The organism is Variovorax sp. AC194 (genome assembly GCF_979257995.1).
The window spans coordinates 2,648,928-2,667,744 of the sequence record NZ_OZ409823.1; the positions used below are offsets into that span (position 1 = coordinate 2,648,928).

16 protein-coding genes are annotated in these 18,817 nt (G+C 67.7%); 8 read left to right on the forward strand and 8 right to left on the reverse strand.

Translation table 11 applies throughout. The annotated features are described in order from the left end of the window. Window positions 1-46 precede the first annotated feature (46 nt). Window positions 47-1,753 carry a protein kinase domain-containing protein gene (locus tag ACZYRS_RS12680; RefSeq protein WP_463419556.1) on the forward strand — a complete coding sequence of 569 codons (1,707 nt, stop codon included), beginning with the start codon at window positions 47-49 and terminating at the stop codon, window positions 1,751-1,753. On the opposite strand, the gene ACZYRS_RS12685 is transcribed toward ACZYRS_RS12680, so the two are convergent. Beyond that, the gene (locus ACZYRS_RS12685) at window positions 1,678-2,262 is read right to left on the reverse strand and encodes a hypothetical protein (RefSeq protein ID WP_463419557.1); all 585 of its coding nucleotides are present in this window, start codon (window positions 2,260-2,262) and stop codon (window positions 1,678-1,680) included. The two genes, ACZYRS_RS12680 and ACZYRS_RS12685, sit on opposite strands and share 76 nt — an antisense overlap. Window positions 2,263-2,286: 24 nt before the next feature. Continuing rightward, on the reverse strand, window positions 2,287-3,540 hold the full coding sequence (locus tag ACZYRS_RS12690; protein ID WP_198784815.1) for an MFS transporter: 1,254 nt from the start codon (window positions 3,538-3,540) through the stop codon (window positions 2,287-2,289). Window positions 3,541-3,821: 281 nt separating this feature from the next. Here ACZYRS_RS12690 and ACZYRS_RS12695 point away from each other — a divergent pair, with 281 nt between their 5' ends. Further along, complete coding sequence (locus ACZYRS_RS12695) at window positions 3,822-5,102, forward strand: ANTAR domain-containing protein (RefSeq protein WP_463419558.1); 1,281 nt, start codon at window positions 3,822-3,824, stop codon at window positions 5,100-5,102. Between the two features lie 25 nt (window positions 5,103-5,127). Here ACZYRS_RS12695 and ACZYRS_RS12700 read toward each other — a convergent pair whose 3' ends face one another. The 4 genes from ACZYRS_RS12700 to ACZYRS_RS12715 form a co-directional block, all read right to left on the reverse strand. Next, a complete protein-coding gene (locus ACZYRS_RS12700; RefSeq protein WP_463419559.1) occupies window positions 5,128-5,937 on the reverse strand; it encodes an ABC transporter ATP-binding protein in 810 nt (269 codons plus the stop codon). Continuing rightward, window positions 5,934-6,872 (reverse strand): nitrate ABC transporter permease, encoded by a 939-nt coding sequence (gene ntrB / locus ACZYRS_RS12705; RefSeq protein WP_463419560.1) that lies wholly within the window; start codon window positions 6,870-6,872, stop codon window positions 5,934-5,936. The genes ACZYRS_RS12700 and ntrB overlap by 4 nt, the downstream gene beginning before the upstream one ends. Before the next feature lie 10 nt (window positions 6,873-6,882). Beyond that, window positions 6,883-8,127: a CmpA/NrtA family ABC transporter substrate-binding protein gene (locus ACZYRS_RS12710; RefSeq protein ID WP_463419561.1), complete on the reverse strand. Its 1,245-nt coding sequence runs from the start codon at window positions 8,125-8,127 to the stop codon at window positions 6,883-6,885. A gap of 336 nt (window positions 8,128-8,463) precedes the next feature. Further along, window positions 8,464-9,744: a nitrate- and nitrite sensing domain-containing protein gene (locus ACZYRS_RS12715; RefSeq protein ID WP_463419562.1), complete on the reverse strand. Its 1,281-nt coding sequence runs from the start codon at window positions 9,742-9,744 to the stop codon at window positions 8,464-8,466. A 130-nt stretch (window positions 9,745-9,874) separates the two neighbouring features. Between ACZYRS_RS12715 and tsaD the strand changes: the two genes are divergently transcribed. Next, window positions 9,875-10,936: a tRNA (adenosine(37)-N6)-threonylcarbamoyltransferase complex transferase subunit TsaD gene (gene tsaD, locus ACZYRS_RS12720; protein ID WP_463419563.1), complete on the forward strand. Its 1,062-nt coding sequence runs from the start codon at window positions 9,875-9,877 to the stop codon at window positions 10,934-10,936. Here tsaD and ACZYRS_RS12725 read toward each other — a convergent pair. Both ACZYRS_RS12725 and ACZYRS_RS12730 read right to left on the reverse strand, forming a co-directional pair. Further along, window positions 10,872-11,639 carry an alpha/beta hydrolase-fold protein gene (locus ACZYRS_RS12725; protein WP_463419564.1) on the reverse strand — a complete coding sequence of 256 codons (768 nt, stop codon included), beginning with the start codon at window positions 11,637-11,639 and terminating at the stop codon, window positions 10,872-10,874. The two genes, tsaD and ACZYRS_RS12725, sit on opposite strands and share 65 nt — an antisense overlap. 190 nt (window positions 11,640-11,829) lie before the next feature. Continuing rightward, window positions 11,830-12,201 carry an Hsp20/alpha crystallin family protein gene (locus ACZYRS_RS12730; protein ID WP_463419565.1) on the reverse strand — a complete coding sequence of 124 codons (372 nt, stop codon included), beginning with the start codon at window positions 12,199-12,201 and terminating at the stop codon, window positions 11,830-11,832. Between the two features lie 125 nt (window positions 12,202-12,326). On the opposite strand from ACZYRS_RS12730, the gene ACZYRS_RS12735 reads away from it, so the two are divergent. From ACZYRS_RS12735 to pnp, 5 genes are all read left to right on the forward strand, one after another. Next, a complete protein-coding gene (locus tag ACZYRS_RS12735; protein ID WP_463419566.1) occupies window positions 12,327-13,619 on the forward strand; it encodes a branched-chain amino acid ABC transporter substrate-binding protein in 1,293 nt (430 codons plus the stop codon). Between the two features lie 57 nt (window positions 13,620-13,676). Further along, window positions 13,677-14,849 (forward strand): pyridoxal phosphate-dependent aminotransferase, encoded by a 1,173-nt coding sequence (locus ACZYRS_RS12740; RefSeq protein WP_463419567.1) that lies wholly within the window; start codon window positions 13,677-13,679, stop codon window positions 14,847-14,849. An 83-nt stretch (window positions 14,850-14,932) separates the two neighbouring features. Further along, complete coding sequence (locus ACZYRS_RS12745) at window positions 14,933-15,862, forward strand: DMT family transporter (protein ID WP_463419568.1); 930 nt, start codon at window positions 14,933-14,935, stop codon at window positions 15,860-15,862. Between the two features lie 89 nt (window positions 15,863-15,951). After that, entirely contained in the window at window positions 15,952-16,218 is a 267-nt protein-coding gene (rpsO, locus tag ACZYRS_RS12750; protein WP_007837783.1) for a 30S ribosomal protein S15, read from the forward strand. Window positions 16,219-16,424: 206 nt separating this feature from the next. Then, window positions 16,425-18,749: a polyribonucleotide nucleotidyltransferase gene (gene pnp / locus ACZYRS_RS12755; protein WP_463419569.1), complete on the forward strand. Its 2,325-nt coding sequence runs from the start codon at window positions 16,425-16,427 to the stop codon at window positions 18,747-18,749. Window positions 18,750-18,817: the final 68 nt, after the last annotated feature.

Here is an 18,817-nt window from a genome sequence, read left to right on the forward strand (position 1 = left end):
GAAATCAGGCGAACGAAGGCCCGCGGCGCGCGTGGAGAATCGCGCCATGAGCTTTGAAGTGGACATCGGCTACAGCAGCCTGCGCGGGCCCCGCGAGGTGAACGAAGACTTCGCCGGTGCCGTGCATGCGCCGCGCGGCGACGAGGCGCGCGGGCTCATCGCGGCGATCGCCGATGGCGTCTCGACCGGCGGGCGCGGCCTGGAGGCGGCGCAGACCACGGTGATGGGTCTCCTGGCCGACTACTTCGCCACGCCCGACACCTGGGAGCCGACCGCCGCGCTCGACCGCTTGATCGGCGCGCAGAACGCCTGGCTGGCCGACCACAACCGCCGCCGCGCGGGCGACACGACCGCGCTCACCACGCTCACTGCGCTGGTGCTGCACGGCCAGAGCTACACGCTGGCCCATGTGGGCGACACGCGCGCCTGGCGCGTGCGCGCCGATGGCGATGCGGCCGTGCCGCTCACGCTGGACCATGCCTTCGAGCATCCCGACATGCGCAGCCGGCTCACGCGCGCCATCGGCCTGGATGACCAGGTGCGCGTCGACTACGCGCAGGGCGACGTGCGCGTGGGCGACTGCTTCGTGCTGACCTCCGACGGTGTGCACGGCGTGCTCAAGCCGCAGCAGGTGGCCGCGATCGCGCTGCAGGGCGATGCCGAAGCGGCGAGCGAGGCGCTGGTGCATGCGGCGCTCGATGCCGGCACGCGCGACAACGCGACCGCACTGGTCATTCGCGTCGTCGGCCTCGATGCGCGGCAGCTGGACGACGAACTCGGCGACGGCCGCCGGCTCGCACCGCCGCCGCTGCTGAAGGTGGGCGACGTGCTCGACGGCTACGTCGTCACCGCGCTGGTGGCCGACACCGGCGTGCACCTGCTCTACCAGGCCCGCCATCCGGCCACGCGCGCGCTGGTCGCGCTCAAGACCTTGCACCCTTCGCGCGCGAGCGATCCGCAGGAGCGCGCGATGCTGGCGCACGAGGCGTGGCTCGGCCAGCGCGTCGGCGAGAGCGGCGGCTTCGTGCGCGTGCACGAGCGCGCGGAGAACGCGAGCGCGCTCTACATCGTCTTCGACTGGCACGGCGGCCGCACGCTGGAGCAGATGCGCAAGTCCGGCGCGCGCGGCAACGTGGCCGAGGTGGTCGCTGCGGCCATCGAGGTGAGCAAGGCGCTCGGCCGGCTGCACCGCCACGGCGTGGTGCACCGGGACATCAAGCCCGGCAACCTGCACCTGGGCGACGACGGGCGCTGGCGCATCCTCGACCTGGGCGTGGCGCTCTCCGGCCGCGAGGGCGCAGCGCAGCGGGAACTCCATGCGGGCACGCCGAGCTACATCAATCCCGAGCAGTGGGAGGAGGGCGGCGTCGCGGATGCCGGCAGCGACCTGTTCGCGCTCGGCGCCACGCTCTACCAGTGGCTCGGCGGACACCTGCCCTACGGCGAGATCGAGCCGTACCAGGTGGCGCGCTACCGGCGCGACCCGGTCGCGCTCTCGCGGCTGCGGCCCGATGTGCCGGTGTGGCTCGACCACCTCGTGCGCAAGGCCGTGGCCCGCGATCCGCGCGAGCGCTTCGAGACGGCCGAGGAGATGCTGCTCGCGCTGGAGCGCGGCGCCTCGCGCCCCGTCGGCGCGCCGATGGCCACGCCGCTCGTGCGCCGAGATCCTGTGATGCTCTACAGGATCGCGCTGGGCGTGTCGTTGCTGTTCAACGCACTGCTCGTCGTGTGGCTGCTGTTCTTGCCGCGCTGAGGACGGTGGCAGCCACCATCCCCGTTCGGGCTGAGCTTGTCGAAGCCCCGCTCGCGATGGAGACAACCCTTCGACAAGCTCAGGGCGAGCGGTTGCTGGGCGTGTTGAAGAAAACAGCGGCCGTCCTTCCCGTTCGGGCTGAGCTTGTCGAAGCCTTGCTCGCGATGGAAACGGCCCTTCGACAAGCTCAGGGTGAACGGTTGCGCCTTCCCGTTCGGGCTGAGCTTGTCGAAGCCTTGCTCGCGATGGGAACGGCCCTTCGACAAGCTCAGGGCGAGCGGTTGCGCCTTCCCGTTCGGGCTGAGCTTGTCGAAGCCTTGCTCGCGATGGGAACGGCCCTTCGACAAGCTCAGGGCGAGCGGTTGCGCCTTCCCGTTCGGGCTGAGCTTGTCGAAGCCTTGCTCGCGATGGGAACGGCCCTTCGACAAGCTCAGGGCGAGCGGTTGCGCCTTCCCGTTCGGGCTGAGCTTGTCGAAGCCTTGCTCGCGATGGAAACGGCCCTTCGACAAGCTCAGGGCGAGCGGGTGGGAAAGTCATGCAGCCCTTCGTGCAGGCGATGAGACGGCGGGCGCGGGTGAGGTGCGCGCACGCCCACCCTTCTCGGCCCAGGTGCGCGTCCAGCGGATCTGCATGACGCGCATCACGCCCAGCATCGCCAGCGAGAGCGCGCCGAAGAAGACGAAGCCCCAGAGATAGCTGCCCAGGAACTGCTTGGACAGTCCCATGGCGTTGGGCACGAGGCCGCCGCCGAGGGCGCCGATCTCGCCGATCATCGAGCCGGCCACTGCGGTGCTCAGCGGCCAGCGCAGCGGCACCAGTTGGAACAGCGCGCCGTTGCCCGCGCCCAGCGCGGCGAAGCACACGATCAGGAGCAGCGTGGTGAGCACCAGCGAGCCCGACGAGAGCCCCACCAGCACGAGACCCACGGCCACCACCAGCAGCACCACGGTCAATGTGTTGACGCCGCCCCAGCGGTCGGAGAGCCACCCGCCCACGATGCGCACCGCCGCGCCCATGAAGGCCGCGAGCATGGTGAGCTGGCCCGCCTCGACCTTGCTCACGCCGAACTGGTCGTAGTAGTACGAGGGCAGGAAGGTGGTGAGGCCGATGAAGCCGCCGAAGGTCACGCCGTAGATGAGGCTGAAGACCCAGCCGTCTTTCTCGAAGAGGCACGCGATGTGCGCGCGGAAGCTCGCGTGGCTGTCCACGTCGGGCGGCTCCTTGGCGAACACCACCATCACCACCATCGGGATGAGGATCGCGACCGCGGCCACGCCGTACACCGCCTGCCAGCCCAGCCACTGCGCGAGCGGCGGGGCCACCAGCACCGACACCGCCGTGCCCACGTTGCCCGCGCCCACCAGGCCCATCGCCAGGCCCTTGTGCTGCGGCGGGAACCAGCCCGAGCCCAGCGACAGCGCCACGCCGAAGCTCGCGCCGGCAATGCCCAGCAGCACGCCCATGGCGAGCAGGTCGTTGAAGCTCTTGACGAAGAAAAAGCCGAACAGCATCGCCACCGCGATGAGGCCCATTTCGACCAGCGTGGCTTTCTTGCGGCCGATGTACTGCGAGAGGATGCCCAGCGGAAAGCGCATGAGCGCGCCCGCGATGATCGGCACCGACAGCATCAGGCCCTTCTGCGCGGGCGAGAGGTCGAAGGTCTCGCCGATGAAGGGCGCCATGGCGCCGTTGAGCACCCAGATGCAGCAGGAGAACGAGAAGTACAGGAACGCCGCGAACAGCGTGGGACTGTGGCCTGACTGCAAGAAATTCCTGAAACCTGACATGGTGTTCACAAGTGCAAAAAAGCCGCGGCGCGACCTTGGAAGGGTCGTGTCGACGGACAGGGTTGGGGTCGGTGTGCCGGCAGCGGACGCTGTCGGCGTGGGGGTGTGTCCGGCCTGTGCGCGGGGTGTGCGCGGCCGGACGGGTTGCAGGAGCCTGCAGCCTCACCAAAGCGGTGCTTCGTTACACCGCATCCCTTTCGTTGCAAGAGGCGTGCCCGCGAAATCGCACAGGCGTGCGCGCGAGCGTGGCCTATGCTTGCCGTGCCCGCCGACACGCCGCCATGACTTCCCTTCTGCTCGTCCTTCCCAATGAATTCGATGCTCCCGCGCTCTTGCCGGAGGCGCTCCGGCAGGGCCTCGCGGATGCGGGCGCCACGGTGCTCGGGCGCGCCGCTTGCCGCACGCTGGTGCAGCAAGCGGGCGCGCTTGCACCGCAACAGGTGCTGGTGTGGTTGCCCGAGGCGGCGCAGCTGCAGGCGTTGCGCGATGCGCTGCAGGCATGGAACGGTGTGCCGCCCTGCGCGGTGAGCGTGGTCGGCGCGCCGTTGGAAAGCGCGCAGCACGAGGCGCTGGTCGCGCTCGGCGTGCACGCATGGGCGCCGCTCGATGCGTTGTCGCTGCCGGCCTTGGTGGCACGTGCGCAAGCCCGATGGACACGCGAAACCGCGCTGCGCACCGAGCTCGACAACCTGCGCACGCGCATGGACGAGCGCAAGTGGGTCGATCGCGCCAAGGGCCTCCTGATGTCCGCGCGTGGCATCGGCGAAGACGAGGCCTTCGGCCTGCTGCGCGGCGCGGCCATGCACGCGAACCTGCGGCTGGGCGAGGTGTCGCGCTCGGTCCTGGAGGCCGCGCAGTGGGCCGAGGCGATCAACCGCGCGGGGCAGCTGCGCATGCTGTCGCAGCGGCTCGTGCGGGTGGCGGCGCAGTTGCTCGCGGGCATCGACGTGCAGCGCGCGCGGGTCCTGCGCACGCAATCGACCGAGCGCATGCAGCAGAACCTGGATCACCTCGCGACTCTCGCGCTGGGCGCGGCCGGCGTGCAGGCGCTGGGCGTGGTGCAGGCGGCATGGAACGGGTTGAGTACGGCGCTGCCCGCGAAGCCCACGCCGCAAGGGCTCGCGGAGATCGATGCGCGCGGCGAGGCCTTGCTGCTCGCGGCCGAAGCGATGACGGAGGCGCTGGAAGCCTCGGGCGCGCGGCGCGCGCTGCGCATCGTCAACATCTGCGGGCGGCAGCGCATGCGGGCGCAGCGCCTGGCGAAAGATGCGCTGCTGGCATCGACGCTTGCGGCAAGCGCTTCACGCGCGCGGTTGCTGCCGACGATGAACGAATTCGAAGCCGCGCTCGTGGAGCTGGAGCGCGCGCCGCTCAGCTCGCCCGAGATCCGCGCAGGACTGGCGAGCGCGCGAGACGAATGGCTGCGCCTCGTAGGAGGTGTGCAAGCGCTCGACAGTCCCGAAGGCCGCTCGACGCTGGTGCGTTCCAGCGAAGCCCTCGTCGACACCTTCGAGCGCCTCACGGGTTGGTACGAGCACAGCCTGCAGGTCATCATGTCCTGATGCCGGTCGTGCGGCACCCGCTGCGTCAGGCCGCGGCCTTCTCCACATGCGCCTGGCGCGTGTAGAGGAAATCGATCACCGCCTTGCGCGCATGCACATAGGCCGAATCTTCGGCCAGTTCGACGCGGTTGCGCGGGCGCGCGATGTCCACCGCCAGCACGTCGCCGATGGTGGCGGCCGGGCCGTTGGTGAGCATCACGATGCGGTCGCTCAGCAGCACCGCTTCGTCCACGTCGTGCGTGACCATGACGACGGTGCTGTGGGTCTTCTGCACGATGGCGAGCAGCTCGTCCTGCAGCTTGGCGCGGGTGAGGGCGTCGAGCGCGCCGAAGGGCTCGTCCATCAGCAGCACCTTGGGCTCCATCGACAGCGCGCGCGCAATGCCCACGCGCTGCTTCATGCCGCCGGAGATTTCGCCGGGGCGCTTCTGCGCGGCGGGCGTGAGGCCCACGAGCGCGAGCGCCGCGTCGGTGCGCTCGCGCAGTTGCGCGCGGCTCTCGGTAGCCGCGAACACGCGCTCGACTGCGAGGTAGACGTTCTCGAAGCAGGTGAGCCAGGGCAAGAGCGAGTGGTTCTGGAACACGACGGCGCGCTCGGGGCCGGGGCCCTTGATCTCGCGGTTCGCGCAAAGGAGCACGCCCTGCGTCGGCGTCGTGAGCCCGGCGATCAGGTTCAGCAGCGTCGACTTGCCGCAGCCCGAGTGCCCGATGAGCGTGATGAATTCGCCCTTGGCGACGTTCAGGTTGATGTCGCGCAGCGCAAGGAAGCTGCCCTTCGCAGTCTTGAAGCGCTGCTCGACGCCGTGGATCTCGATGTACTTGCTGTCGTCGTTCATGACTTCACCTCTTCGAAAGTGAATGCAGTGGCCAGCTTGATGAGCGCGAACTCCAGCACCAGGCCGACGATGCCGATCACGAAGATCGCGATGATGATGTTGGCGACGTTCAGGTTGTTCCACTCGTCCCACACCCAGAAGCCGATGCCCACGCCGCCGGTGAGCATCTCGGCCGCGACGATCACCAGCCATGCGGTGCCGACCGCCAGGCGCACGCCGGTGAGCATGTAGGGCAGCACGGCGGGGAAGAGGATCTTGGTGAGGATCTTCCATTCGGAAAGATTCAGAACCTTCGCCACGTTCATGTAGTCGCTCGGCACGCGCTGCACGCCCACCGCGGTGTTGATGACCATCGGCCAGATCGAACAGATGAAGATGGTCCAGATGGCCGCAGGGTTCGCGCCCTTGAACACCAAGAGGCCAATGGGCAGCCACGCGAGCGGCGACACCGGGCGCAGCAGGCTCACGATCGGGTTGAACATGCGCGCGAGGAACTCGAAGCGCCCGATCGCGAAGCCCGCCGGAATGCCCACCAGCGCCGCGAGCCCGAAGCCCAGCGCCACGCGCTGCAGCGACGAGAGCACGTTCCAGCCCACGCCCTGGTCGTTCGGCCCCTTGCTGTAGAACGGATCGCTGAACACCGTGAGCGCCTGCTGCCAGGTCGCCAGCGGCGTGGGAAAGCCGGTGGTGCTCTTCATGGCGACCAGCTCCCAGACCAGCAGCAGCAGGCCGAAGCCCGCGAGCGGCGGGAGCACGCGCATCCAGAAGGCGCGCAGGTCGATGGGCGTTCGCTGCTTGGGTTGCTTGTGCGCCTTGGAAACCGCGGCGGGAGCTGCGGGCGCCGCAGGCAGAGGGAGCGTTTCGGTGCGGCCCTCTCCCGCGCGCGGCAAGGCAAGGGGGACGTCGACGGGCGAATGAAAAACGGCGCTGACCATGTCGTTCTCCCTAGGCGTGGATCTTGAAGGAATCGGCGTACTTCTTCGGGTCCTTGCCGTCCCAGACGGTGCCGTCCATGAGCTTGCTGGTGCGCATCGGGTCCTTGGGCACGCTCACCTTCATGGCGCCGGCCACGTCCTTGTACATGTCGATCTGGTTGATCTGTTTGGCCACCGCGAGGTAGTCGGGGTGCTCCTTCAGGATGCCCCAGCGCTTGTGCTGCGTGAGGAACCACATGCCGTCCGAGAGATAGGGGAAGTTCACCGCGCCGTCGTCGAAGAACTTCATGTGGTTGGGGTCGTCCCAGGTCTTGCCCATGCCGTTCTCGTAGCGCCCGAGGATGCGCTGGTTGATGGCGTCGGCGCTGGTGTTGATGTAGCTCTTCTGGGCCACCGTGTCGGCCATCCTGGCCTTGTTCTGGAGGTTGGCGTCGATCCACTTGCTCGCCTCCATCACGGCCATCATCACGGCGCGGCAGGTGTTGGGATTGACCTTGACGTACTCGGCGCGGGTGCCCAGCACCTTCTCGGGATGGTCCTTCCAGATGTCCTGCGTGGTGATCGCGGTGACGCCGATCTTGTCGATGATCGCGCGCTGGCCCCAGGGCTCGCCCACGCAGAAGCCGTCCATGTTGCCCACGCGCATGTTGGCCACCATCTGCGGTGGCGGCACCACGATCACCTTGGCATCGGCCACCGGGCTGATGCCGGCGGAGGCCAGCCAATAGTTGAGCCACATGGTGTGGGTGCTGGTGGGGAAGGTGCCGGCGAAGGTGTATTCGCGCTTCTCCTTGGCCATGAGCTTGGCGAGCGAGGGCGCGTCGACCGCGCCCTTGTCGGCGAGCGCCTTCGACAGCGTGATGGCCTGGCCGTTGCGGTTCAGGCCCATGAGCACCGCCATGTCCTTCTTCGGACCGCCCACGCCGACGTGCACGCCGTAGACCAGGCCGTAGAGCACATGGGCCATGTCGAGTTCGCCGTTCACGAGCTTGTCGCGCACGCCGGCCCAGCTGGCCTCCTTGCTGGGGACGATCTTCACGCCGTATTTCTTGTCGATGCCCAGCACCGAGGCCATCACCACGCTCGCGCAGTCGGTCAGCGGGATGAAGCCGATCTTCACTTCTTCTTTCTCGGGCTTGTCCGAGCCCTGGGCCCAGACGGCGGCGCGCAGCGCGGGGTCGATGCCCACGGCGCCGATGGCGGCGGCTTGCAGTACGCGGCGGCGGCTGAGGCGGGTTTTCAGCAGGTCGGTCATGGGGGTGGGCTCCGGTTGAAGAACGAACAAAAGGCAAGGTCAAAAACAAAAAAGGCGTCCCGACCGCGCGGGGGCTGCTCGCGAACGAGAGCCCTTGCGGGATGGGGACGCCTTTGTCCGGTTCGGTGGGTGGCACCCGCCGTTGGGTGCCGCCTGCCTGTAGACCACGCAGGTCTGATGTACTCACTTACGCAAACTGCGTGCCAGTGATCGCGGGGTGCGTGGTGCTATCGAAAAAGTAGCCCTGGCGCGCGGTGCGTGCAGGACGGAAGTGCCGCCGGAGTCCATGGCTCGTCGAAGGCCCGTTTTTGTGCGGCGCACCAAGTTGAAACGCTTTCAGCGCGGCGCACGGGCATCGGGCATCGGCAGGTAGTCGGCCATGGCGAGCATCGATTCGGCCACGTCGACCAGCCGGCGCTTCTGGTTCATGGCGGTCTGGCGCAGCATCTTGTGGGCCTCGTCCTCGGAGAGGCGCCGGTGCGCCATCAGGAGGCCCTTGGCGCGCTCGACCACCTTGCGCTCGTTGAGCGAGGCGCGCACGGTCTGCAGTTCGTCGCTCATGGCCTGCAGGCGCTGCGACTGCTCCTGCACCATGTCGAGCACCGAGCGCTCCAGCAGGCGGCCATAGGGGGCGGGGGCCACGGCCTGCGTGCCGGCATCGTCGAAGAAGAGGGCGCCGCCTGACTGCGGCGCCAGCGTATCGACCAGTTCCCGGTAGGCCGCGAGGTCGGTGCGCGCCTGCGCGGTCTTGCGGTTGCACAGGGCGCGCAACTCGTCGGCGAGGCGGTCTTCGACCGTGCGCATGGCGTCGATGCGGCGCGTGCAGCAGTCGAACCAGTTCTGGCTCAACTGGCCGTATTGCGCATCGGGCGCCGCGACCAGCGCGGTGCTGCCGACGCGGCGCAGGCGTTCGAGTTCGGCCATGGTGGCATCGGCCTGGCTCTCGCGCCAGAGCACCAGCACCTGGGCGCTCGAGAAATCGGTGAAGACGTGAAAGCACCGCTCCTGCGATTCGATGAGGTGCAGCCACTGCACGCGCTGCGCCTCGTTGCTGCGGCCCAGCGCCAGCGTGGCGGCACCGAAGGCGCGCTCCTGGCCGGCGAACTCCTTGCCCTGCATGAAGTTGAACATCGCGACCAGGAGGCGCGAGATCTCCGGATCGGTGGCGCCGTCGGCTGCCTCGAACACCACGGCCAGGAGGCCCGCGACGAGCTTGGCGAAGGCCGCGGTCGATTGCGCCGGCGCGAGTTCGAGCGCGCCGATGCGCCCGCGCAGCGCGGGCAGGGCGTCCAGCCCCGGCAGCACCCAGGCGATGCGGCTGAACAGGCGCGCGCTGTTGCCGGCGCTCGCGCGCTGGCGGGCCTCGGTCTCCAGCTGGTCGAAGCCGTTGCGCACCGCCTGCTCGAGCGCCTGGCATTCGGCGATCTGCGGATCGCGCTGGTCGGCAAAGCGCTGGCCGCGCGAGGCGAGGAACACGTTGGACATGCCGCGCTCGCGCTGCAGCGCATGCACCAGCCGGCCGATCAGGCCGACCAGTTCGCTGGTGCGCGCGAGCTGGTCGAGCTCGTCGATTTCGCACTGGCGGGCGGCGATCAGGAAGTGCAGGCCGGATTTCATGGGGAGTGCGGAAGGCGGAAGAGGGAAAGGAACGCACACCGTTGCTGCAACATCCGTGCCTTCGCCCCGTGCCGGGCGCGCGCTTGCCCCTTTGCGGGCGTGCGCCGCAGGCGCCACCTACACTCGCCGGATGCTCTTGTTGGGAATCGAATCATCCTGCGACGAGACCGGCGTGGCGCTGGTCGAGTCGCACGGCGACGCGCTGCCGGTGCTGCTTTCGCACGCGCTGCACAGCCAGATCGCCATGCACCAGGCCTACGGCGGCGTGGTGCCCGAGCTGGCCAGCCGCGACCACATCCGCCGCGTGCTGCCGCTCACCGAAACCGTGATGGCCGAGGCCAAGCGATCGTTGAACGAGATCGACGTGGTGGCCTACACGCGCGGCCCGGGCCTCGCGGGCGCGCTGCTCGTGGGCGCCGGCGTGGCCTGTGCGCTGGGCGTGGCGCTGGGCAAGCCGGTGCTGGGGGTGCATCACCTCGAAGGGCATCTGCTGTCGCCGTTCCTGAGTGCCGATCCGCCTGAATTTCCGTTCGTCGCGCTGCTGGTGTCGGGCGGTCACACGCAACTGATGCGGGTCGATGGCGTGGGGCGCTACGAACTGCTCGGCGAGACCATCGACGACGCGGCGGGCGAGGCCTTCGACAAGAGCGCCAAGCTCATGGGCCTGCCGTACCCGGGCGGCCCGTGGCTCGCGAAGCTGGCCGAAGATGGCAACGCGACGGCGTTCAAGCTGCCGCGGCCGCTGCTGCACAGCGGCGATCTCGATTTTTCGTTCGCGGGCCTCAAGACCGCGGTGCTCACGCAGGCCAAGAAGCTGGGCGACCAGCTCGAGGCGAACAAGGCCGATCTCGCGGCGTCCACGCAGGCGGCGATCGTCGAGGTGCTGCTGAAGAAGTCGCTCGCCGCGCTCGAGCAGACCGGGCTCAAGCGCCTGGTGGTGGCCGGTGGCGTGGGCGCGAACAAGAACCTGCGTGAACAACTCAATGCAGCCTGCGCCAAGCGCCGCGTGCGCGTGCACTACCCCGAGCTGCACCTGTGCACCGACAACGGCGCCATGATCGCCATGGCCGCAGCCATGCGCCTGCAATCGGGCCTGTCCCAGGCCAGCGCGCGCTATGCCTTCGACGTCAAGCCGCGATGGCCCATGGCTTCGCTGGCGGCGGAGGCGCAGCCGCTGCCTGAGACTGCGTAACCGGTTGCAGCGGCGATTGGCGCGCACGCCCCTGCAAGGGCAGGGGCAGCACGTCCAGCACACTGCGCCAGAGCTCGCGCCATTCGGGCCAGTCGTGCCCGCCTTCGGTCGTGAAGACGCGGCCCGGCGGCAGGGCGTCGGCCAGCAGCTTGTGGTTGCCCGCAAAGCGGTCCTTGAGGCCGAAGCCCAGGTACAACGGCGGCAGGTTCCGGGAGGGCTGGGCCTGCAGGTACTCCTGGAAGAAGGGCCAGAGCTTGCGGTCGGGCTCCTCGTCGGGCTGCGGGCCGGTGGGCGCATGCCATGCGCGCAGGCCGCCCGCCTTCTGGATCTCCGCGCCGAGCACGCGGCGCCCGAGGTAGGGCGCGAGAGCGACGATGCCGTCGACCGAGCCCGGCCGCGCCAGCTCGTGGATCAGCGCGCCGAAGCCGCCGATCGAAATGCCCACGAGCCAGATCGAGGTGTAGCCCCGGGCGCGCTGCGGCTCGATGACGTCCGCCTGCAGGCGATCGCTGAGCGTCTGGTCGTAGTAGTAGGAAACGTCGGCATCGACCAGCATCGCGTCGGCCGCCAGGTGGCGCTCGCGCACGGCACTGATGAAGCCATGCTGCTCGAACTCTTCGGGTTTCAGGTACGCGCCCGGCAAGAAGACCAGGAGCGTTTCGGACCGTTCGTTGTCAGTGGCTGACCGCAGGTGCGTGTTCATGGTGCCTTGAGGGGCACCCGGCCCCGCACCGGCACGAAATTCGATGCGCTTGCGAGACGCCCACGAAGAAGAAAGTACTAGAAAAACGTCACATCATGTGACGTTATCCAGCGCTATTGTGAATAAGGTGCTTGTTTAAAGTCAAAAACAAGCCACTACTAACATTTTCCTCTTGTGGGCATAGGTCTGCTTAGTTGATTTGCAACTGCGAGGCCTGGCTCACGGGCACCAGCTTGCCGAGCTTGAGCGTGAGCACGCCGTTCTCCAGCTTGGCTTCGCTCGCCGAAACGTCGATGTCCTGCGGCAGTTCGTAGGCGGCCTTGAACTGGCGCTTGGCTTCGGCCTTGCTGTCGATGCGAACCACGGCGCCTTCGATGCTGATCGCGAGGTCGTCGCGCGAGAGGCCCGGCACGTCCAGCGAAAGGGTCCAGCTCGTGTCGTCCTGCTCCACCAGCGGCGAGCGGCGGGGTGCGGCGAAAGCGTCGTTCACGAAGCGTTCGAACGCGCGGTCTTGCGAGCGGGGAACGAAGCGGGTGGTGCGGATGGTGGGTGCGAAAAACATGATGGAAAAGCTCCTGAATGAACACAATGGGGACAAGGAATGTGTGTCCCTTACACTGCGCGGCCATTCAATCCTGAGTGCCGCTTGACACCTCATCTAGGCGCAGCCGCACGCGTTTCAAGACGATGACTCCCCCCTTTATTTGGCGCCGCCGGGCCTTGAAATTCGCGGCGCTGGCGCTATGCGCGACCCCCTTGGCCGGGCTTGCGCAAAGCCCGGCAGCGCCGCCCGCGCCCATCCGTCTTGCGTTGATCGAAAGCATGAGCGGGCCCTTCGCGAACACGGGCGAGGCGGTGTTCCGCAACCTCTTGTGGGCGGTGGAGCGCGTGAACGCGCGCGGCGGCGTGAAGCTGCCGGGCGGCGCGCGTCCGCTGCAGCTGGACCGCTACGACAGCAAGGGCCAGAACGAGGAAGCGCTCTCCGCGTTGCGCGCTGCCATGGACGACGGCGCGCGCATCGTGCTGCAGGGCAACTCGTCGGCCACCGCGGCGGCGCTGGTCGATGCCGTCGACAAGAACAACGAGCGCGACCCGGCGCGGCGCGTGATCTTCCTGAACTACGCGGCGGTCGATCCGGCGCTGACCAACGAGCGCTGCAGCTTCTGGCACTTTCGCTTCGACGCCCATGCCGACATGCGCGTGGCCGCGCTGATGGACGTGGTGAAGGACGACGCCTCGCTCAAGCGCGCCTACCTGATCGGGCAGGACTACAGCTTCGGCCAGGCGGTGCTGCGAGAGGTGCGCCGGCAGCTGGGCGTGCAGCGGCCCGACGTGGAGATCGTCGGCGACGAACTCCATCCGATGGGCAAGGTGAAGGACTTCGCGCCCTACGCAACCAAGATCCTCGCGAGCGGCGCGCAGGCGGTGTTCACCGGCAACTGGGGCAACGACTTGACGCTGCTCGTGAAGGCCGCGCGCGAGGCCGGATTCAACGGCAGCTTCTATACCTTCTACGGCAACGCGCTCGGCGCGCCCGCGGCCATCGGCGATGCGGGCATCGGCCGCGTGGTGGCGGTGGCCGACTGGCTGCCCAACGTGCAGACCGTGCAGTCGGAGGCTTTCTATCGCGCGTTCCGTGCGCGCTTTCCGAAGCCCGCGGACGACTATGTGCACATGCGGATGCAGTTGCTCGTCGAGTCGCTCGCGCAGGCCGTCGAGCGCGCGGGCAGCGTCGATGCGGTGGCCGTTGCGCGCGCGCTGGAGCAGGCCGACGTGAGCCTGTACGGCCAGCGCGGCCGCATGCGCGCGGCGGACCATCAGTTCCAGCAGCAGCTGGTGGTCGGCGTGATGGACCGGCAGGGCAAGCCCGGCGTGCAGTTCGATGTCGAGGGCTCGGGCTACGGCTTTCGCGTGATCAAGACGATCGCCCCGGAGCGCGCCGAGCTGCCGGCATCGTGCAAGATGAAACGGCCCCAATGACACCCCCAATGACACCCCCAATGACACCTCCAGTGACGACCAACAGGACGACAGCCGATGCGTGAAGCCATCCACAACCTCGAAGCCTCCAAGATTCGCGAGGTCGCCAATGCGGGCCTGGGCCGCGACGACGTGCTCGCCTTCTGGTTCGGCGAAAGCGACGAGGTCACGCCCGAGGTGATCCGCCAGGCCGCCATCGAATCGCTGCAGCGCGGCGAGACTTTCTATGCCCACAACCTGGGGCTGCCCGAGCTGCGCGAGGCGATCGCGCGCTACACCAGCGCGCTGCATTCGGCGGTCGATGCCTCGCGCATCGCCGTCACCTCGGGCGGCGTGAGCGCGCTGATGCTGGCGGTGCAGGCGTTGGTCGATGCGGGCGACAACGTGGTCGCAGTGACGCCGGTGTGGCCGAACCTCACGGCGCAGCCGGCGATCATGGGCGCCCATGTGCGCACGGTGCCGCTGGTGCCAGTCGAAGGACAGTGGACGCTCGACCTGCCCGCGCTGCGGGCCGCGGTCACATCGAAGACGAAGCTCCTGATCGTCAACGCGCCCAACAATCCCACCGGCTGGACGATGACGCGCGACGAGCAGCAGGCCGTGCTCGACCATTGCCGCGAGACCGGCACCTGGATCCTCGCCGACGAGGTGTACGAGCGGCTCTATTTCGAACCCTCGCCGAATGGCTGCGCGCCGAGCTTTCTCGACATCTCCAAGCCCGATGACCGGCTGGTCGTGACGCACAGTTTCTCCAAGAGCTTTCTCATGACCGGATGGCGCCTCGGCTGGCTGGTGCTGCCGCCCGCGATGGTCGATGGCATCGGCAAGCTGATCGAGTTCAACACCTCGTGTGCCAGCGTGTTCACGCAGCGCGCGGCCATCGCGGCGATCGCGCACACGGCGGACATCACGCCGCGCGTGGTCGCGCACCTGAAGCTGTGCCGCGACACGCTGGTGCCGCTGCTGGCCGCGGTGCCTGGCGTGCAGGTGGCGCCGGCCAAGGGCGGCATGTACGCCTTCTTCCGGCTCGACGGTTTCGGCGATTCGCTTGACGTGGCCAAGCGCCTGGTGGTCGAGGCGGGCCTCGGGCTCGCGCCCGGCAACGCCTTCGCGCCCGAGGCCCAGGGCTGGCTGCGCTGGTGCTTCGCATCGAAAGACCCGCAGCGGCTGGTGCAGGGCGTGGAGCGCCTGCGCCAGTGGCTGGCCGCACAGCCGCAGCGCAAGGGCTAAGCCGGTCGGACTGCAATTTCATTCAATACGCGGGGCGTGCGGCCCGCGAAGCTCGGCCTTTCTTCGAGAGCGAAAGGTCATGCATGTCGGAACGAATCAAGGGAATGGCGCTGTGCGCGCTGGCGATGGTCACGGTGGGCAGCACGGTGGTGGCCAGCAAGGTGATTGCAGGCGGCCTGCCGCCGTTCACCGCGACGGCGCTGCGGTTCGCGATGGCGCTGCCTGTGTTTCTCCTGCTGCTGCGGGTGACGCGCACGCCGTGGCCGCGGCCCGACCGGCGCGACCTGGCGCTGCTGCTGTGCCAGGCCGGGCTGGGGAGCGTCGGCTACACAGTGCTGCTGATCCTGGGCGTGCGCTGGGCGCCTGCCGCCAGCGCGGGTGTGGTGGCGGGCACGCTGCCGGCTGTCGCGGCGCTGGTGGCGGTGCTGGCGCTGCGCGAGCGGCCGGGGCGCTACCTGATCGGCAGCATCGTGCTGGCGACGGCGGGCGTGCTGGCGATCAGCTGGCCGGGGGAGGGCGCCGCGGGGGACTCGAAATCCCCTGCGGCGATGGTCGGCAACCTGTTGGTGTTGGGCGCGGTCGTTTGCGAGGCGATGTTCATCCTTCTCAACAAGCGTTTACGCGTTCCTGTGCGGCCGCTCGCGCTGTCGACGCTGATGACGGCTTTCGGCCTCCTCCTGTCGCTGGTGCCGGCGCTGTTCGAGCGCGCCTGGGAGCACCCGTTGCCGAACGATGCGCTGGTCGGCGTCGCCTATTACGCGCTGGTGCCGACGGTGCTGGGTTTCGTCCTCTGGTTTGCCGGATCGGCGCGGCTCAAGGGGGCGGAAGCGGCGCTCTTCACGGCGCTCCTGCCGGTTTCTGCGCTGATACTGGCGGCGCTTTGGCTGGACGAAAGTATCAGTCTGGCGCAGGTCGGCGGGGCTGCGTGCGTGCTGGGCGCGGTGGGGCTGGCGTCGCTCGATGGACGGGGTGGGAAACGCCCCGAAAGCCCCCTCAGGCATGCCGAGCTATAATCCCGAGGCTTTGCATGCCGCAAGGCGCACGGTGAGGGCAGTTCCAGCGCTCACCGCAAGTCAAACATCCCGGAACAAGGAAATTCAACATGATCGCAGCCTCCATCAAGGCCGAAGTCGTCAAAGACAACGCCCGCGCCGCCAACGACACTGGCAGCCCCGAAGTGCAAGTCGCACTGCTGACCGCCCGTATCAACGAGCTCACCCCCCACTTCAAGACGCACGCCAAGGACCACCACGGCCGTCGCGGCCTGCTGCGCATGGTGAGCCGCCGCCGCAAGCTCCTGGACTACCTCAAGTCCAAGGACGCCGACCGTTACACCGCGCTGATCGCCAAGCTGGGTCTGCGCAAGTAAACCGAATCGCATGAAAAAACGCCTGGGTTAGTCCGCTAGCTCAGGCGTTTTTTACTTCGCGATCCATTTTCGGAGTGCCAAAACAGAGCGAAGCTGTGTCATTCCAATGAAGTTCTCCCCGAGCTTCGCTGGAATGGCATCGTGTTCTGAGACAGCCTCCGCCCCTTGCGAGCCCTGTGTGGTTCGCTACTAAAACAGGAGCAAACATGAGCCTCTTCAACAAAGTCACCAAGTCCTTCCAATGGGGCGACAAGACCGTTGTCATGGAAACGGGCGAAGTCGCCCGCCAGGCCAATGGCGCCGTGCTGGTCGACATCGACGGCACCGTGATCCTGGCGACCGTGGTCGCCTCCAAGTCCGCCAAGCCGGGCCAGGACTTCTTCCCGCTGACCGTCGACTACATCGAGAAGACCTACGCCGCGGGCAAGATCCCCGGCAGCTTCTTCAAGCGCGAAGCCAAGCCCAGCGAACACGAAACGCTGACCAGCCGCCTGATCGACCGTCCGATCCGCCCGCTGTTCCCCGAAGGCTTCCTGAACGAAGTGCACGTGGTCATCCATACCGTGTCGCTGAACCCCGAAGTCGACGCCGACATCGCAGCCATGATCGGCGTGAGCGCCGCGCTGTCGATCTCCGGCATCCCGTTCAGCGGTCCGATCGGTGCCGCCCGCGTGGGCTACATCAACGGCCAGTACGTGCTGAATCCGGGCCAGACCGCCCGCAAGGATTCGCAGATGGACCTCGTCGTCGCCGGCACGCAAGCCGCCGTGCTGATGGTCGAGTCCGAAGCCCAGCAACTGAGCGAAGAAATCATGCTCGGCGGCGTGGTGTTCGGCCACGAACAGGCCGGCATCGCGATCAACGCGATCCATGACCTCGTGCGCGACGCCGGCAAGCCCGTGTGGGACTGGCAGGCACCGGCCGAAGACGAAGCCTTCGTCGCCAAGGTCAAGGGCCTGGCCGAAGAAAAGCTGCGCGCCGTTTATCAGATCCGCAGCAAGCAGGCCCGCACGCAAGCCCTGCGCGAAGCCAACGCCAGCGTCATGAGCACGCTCAAGGAAAGCGGCGAGCCCTTCGACGCCGGCAAGGTCAACGACCTGCTGTTCGCCATCGAATCGAAGATCGTGCGCAGCCAGATCCTGTCGGGCGAACCCCGCATCGACGGCCGCGACACGCGCACCGTGCGCCCCATCGAGATCCGCAATTCCGTGCTGCCCCGCACCCACGGCTCGGCCCTGTTCACGCGCGGCGAAACGCAGGCGCTGGTCATCACCACGCTCGGCACCGAACGCGACGCGCAGCGCATCGACGCGCTGGCCGGCGAGTACGAAGACCGCTTCCTGTTCCACTACAACATGCCTCCCTTCGCCACCGGTGAAGTGGGCCGCATGGGCTCGACCAAGCGCCGCGAAATCGGCCACGGCCGCCTGGCAAAGCGCGCGCTCGTCGCCGTGCTGCCGACCAAGGAAGAATTCCCGTACACCGTGCGCGTGGTCTCGGAAATCACCGAGTCGAACGGCTCCTCGTCGATGGCTTCGGTCTGCGGCGGCTGCCTCTCGATGATGGACGCGGGCGTGCCGATGAAGGCGCACGTGGCCGGCATCGCCATGGGCCTGATCAAGGAAGACAACCGCTTCGCCGTGCTGACCGACATCCTGGGCGACGAAGATCACCTGGGCGACATGGACTTCAAGGTGGCCGGCACGACCAACGGCATCACCGCGCTGCAGATGGACATCAAGATCCAGGGCATCACCAAGGAAATCATGCAGGTCGCACTGGCGCAGGCCAAGGAAGCGCGCATGCATATCCTGGGCAAGATGCAGGAAGCCATGGGCGAGGCCAAGGCCGAAGTCTCCAGCTTCGCACCGCGCCTGACCACGCTGAAGATCAACCCCGAGAAGATCCGCGACGTGATCGGCAAGGGCGGCTCGGTCATCCGCGGCCTGCAGGAAGAAACCGGCACGACGATCAACATCGACGAAGACGGCACCATCACCATCGCCTCGACCGATCCGGAAAAGGCCGAGTTCGCCAAGAAGCGCATCGAGCAGATCACCGCCGAAGTCGAAATCGGCAAGGTCTACGAAGGCCCGGTCACCAAGATCCTGGACTTCGGCGCGCTCATCAACCTGCTGCCCGGCAAGGACGGCCTGCTGCACATCAGCCAGATCGCGCACGAACGCGTCGAGAAGGTGACCGACTATCTGAGCGAAGGCCAGATCGTGAAGGTCAAGGTCCTGGAGACCGACGAGAAGGGCCGCGTCAAGCTGTCCATGAAGGCCCTGACCGAGCGTCCGGCCGGCATGGAGTACAGCGAGCGCCCGCCGCGTGAAGACCGTGGTGACCGCGGCGATCGTGGTGGCGAGCGCCGTGAGCGTTCGGACCGTGGCGATCGCGGCGGCGACCGTGGTGGTGATCGTGGCGAGCGCGCACCGCGCTTCAACGACCAGCAGCAGCAACCGCGCAACGACCAGCAGCAGGCTCCGGCCGGCGAGCAGTCGCAAGCACCGCGCGAGCCTCAGGAGTAAGAAGGGCGCAACGGCAGCAAACCTGCCGTTGCTATCTTTTGAACAGCTAGCTGCGCCCCACCTGCGGG

What these genes read in the sequence shown, in the direction of transcription:
- ACZYRS_RS12680 (WP_463419556.1), top strand. Translation starts at nt 47, where the DNA reads ATGAGCTTTGAAGTGGACATCGGCTACAGCAGCCTGCGCGGGCCCCGC.
- ACZYRS_RS12690 (WP_198784815.1), bottom strand. Translation starts at nt 3,540, where the DNA reads ATGTCAGGTTTCAGGAATTTCTTGCAGTCAGGCCACAGTCCCACGCTG.
- ACZYRS_RS12695 (WP_463419558.1), top strand. Translation starts at nt 3,822, where the DNA reads ATGACTTCCCTTCTGCTCGTCCTTCCCAATGAATTCGATGCTCCCGCG.
- ACZYRS_RS12700 (WP_463419559.1), bottom strand. Translation starts at nt 5,937, where the DNA reads ATGAACGACGACAGCAAGTACATCGAGATCCACGGCGTCGAGCAGCGC.
- ntrB (WP_463419560.1), bottom strand. Translation starts at nt 6,872, where the DNA reads ATGGTCAGCGCCGTTTTTCATTCGCCCGTCGACGTCCCCCTTGCCTTG.
- ACZYRS_RS12710 (WP_463419561.1), bottom strand. Translation starts at nt 8,127, where the DNA reads ATGACCGACCTGCTGAAAACCCGCCTCAGCCGCCGCCGCGTACTGCAA.
- ACZYRS_RS12715 (WP_463419562.1), bottom strand. Translation starts at nt 9,744, where the DNA reads ATGAAATCCGGCCTGCACTTCCTGATCGCCGCCCGCCAGTGCGAAATC.
- tsaD (WP_463419563.1), top strand. Translation starts at nt 9,875, where the DNA reads ATGCTCTTGTTGGGAATCGAATCATCCTGCGACGAGACCGGCGTGGCG.
- ACZYRS_RS12725 (WP_463419564.1), bottom strand. Translation starts at nt 11,639, where the DNA reads ATGAACACGCACCTGCGGTCAGCCACTGACAACGAACGGTCCGAAACG.
- ACZYRS_RS12730 (WP_463419565.1), bottom strand. Translation starts at nt 12,201, where the DNA reads ATGTTTTTCGCACCCACCATCCGCACCACCCGCTTCGTTCCCCGCTCG.
- ACZYRS_RS12735 (WP_463419566.1), top strand. Translation starts at nt 12,327, where the DNA reads ATGACTCCCCCCTTTATTTGGCGCCGCCGGGCCTTGAAATTCGCGGCG.
- ACZYRS_RS12740 (WP_463419567.1), top strand. Translation starts at nt 13,677, where the DNA reads ATGCGTGAAGCCATCCACAACCTCGAAGCCTCCAAGATTCGCGAGGTC.
- ACZYRS_RS12745 (WP_463419568.1), top strand. Translation starts at nt 14,933, where the DNA reads ATGTCGGAACGAATCAAGGGAATGGCGCTGTGCGCGCTGGCGATGGTC.
- rpsO (WP_007837783.1), top strand. Translation starts at nt 15,952, where the DNA reads ATGATCGCAGCCTCCATCAAGGCCGAAGTCGTCAAAGACAACGCCCGC.
- pnp (WP_463419569.1), top strand. Translation starts at nt 16,425, where the DNA reads ATGAGCCTCTTCAACAAAGTCACCAAGTCCTTCCAATGGGGCGACAAG.